The 1,349-nt window shown below is 35.2% G+C and carries 2 protein-coding genes; both read left to right on the forward strand.

Annotation, left to right across the window (positions count from 1 at the left end; all coding sequences use genetic code 11):
- Nucleotides 1-89: 89 nt before the first annotated feature.
- Nucleotides 90-446, forward strand: coding sequence for a tyrosine-type recombinase/integrase (locus Q1B07_RS27145; protein ID WP_366945296.1), 357 nt, complete (start codon nucleotides 90-92; stop codon nucleotides 444-446).
- The coding region (locus Q1B07_RS26570; protein WP_299834304.1) for a tyrosine-type recombinase/integrase at nucleotides 436-1,349 on the forward strand (914 nt) is incomplete at its 3' end. The genes Q1B07_RS27145 and Q1B07_RS26570, both read left to right, overlap by 11 nt.

A 1,349-nucleotide genomic window follows, 5' to 3' on the forward strand; every position in this document is an offset into this window, starting at 1 on the left:
AAAGGGTGGCTCTTTTCTCCGCAATGACTGGCTCAAAACTCCGCATAAGTGGCTCATTTCAACTGCAATAATCATTACGCCTCCCTCTAATGGAAAACTTAAAATACGCCTTAATTGATTATATGAAAAATAGTAGACCGTCATCAGACGATCCACACATTTTCATTCGACATAGAGCACCCTTCATTGCCTTTGCCACAGGGCATGTATTTTGGAGTACCATCAATAAGTATATGGATGCCGCTGGCATCTCTATCAACAATAGAAAACACGGTCTTCATTCTATGAGGCACAGTTTGGCGAGCAATTTACTCAAAAAAAATACTCCATTTCCTGTTATTACTGGCGTATTAGGACATGAAAATTCAAATACAACGAAGTTGTATCTCCGTATCGACATAGAACAACTCCGATCAGTTTCATTGGAGGTGCCTTATGAAAGATAGAGAAAAAATTTTCGTTTTTGAAGGGCCGTTTAAAGAGTACTGTCCGATGTATGTTGAGTATAAAAGAAATCTTGGTTATAAATTTGGTGAATCATCATTTTATAATCTAAGATACATGGATGATTTTTTTAAAAAATATGATATGCCTACACTGATACTTAATAAAGATATGGTAGAAGACTATGTTAGTAGAAGGGGCACTGAATCTCCAAAAACTCAGCATATGAGAATGAGCCTTATTAGACAATTTTCCATATTTATGAATACCATTGGCTTTAGTTTTTACGTCCACCCAAAAGAATTAATCCCTATTTCAAATACATTTACTCCCTATATTTTTACTCGTGAAGAAATCACTAGAATATTAAAAGTTGTAGATAATTTGGAATATACCCCATGGAGTAAACGTTATCACATGATTTATCCTATGCTTTTTAGGATGTTGTACGGATGTGGACTAAGGATTAATGAAGCACTGTCGTTGAAAAAGATAGATGTTGATTTAGATAACGGGGTTCTGACAATCACAAAAGCAAAAAATAATACAAGCAGATTAGTCCCTATGTCGAGTTCATTAACATATTATTGTCGAGAATATGCTTCGAAAATGGGGTTTGATATGTTTGGCGAAGGATATTTTTATCCCTCGCGGGATAATGGGAAATATAACAATACCCCTGTATATGTAAAATTCAAACATTTCATGAAGACAGCAGGAATATTTACAGATAGTGAAGTTGGTCCTAGAGTACATGATATACGACATACTTTTGCAGTACATTCGCTAGAAAAGATGGTTAAGGATGGACAGGACATCTATTGTGCATTACCAATCTTATGTGCTTACTTAGGCCATAGGGATATTGAAAGCACAGAAAAATACTTAAGACTTACCGAAGAATC

Origin of the sequence: uncultured Metabacillus sp., from assembly GCF_947503125.1 — a bacterium.
In the GTDB taxonomy this organism is placed as follows: domain Bacteria; phylum Bacillota; class Bacilli; order Bacillales; family Bacillaceae; genus Metabacillus.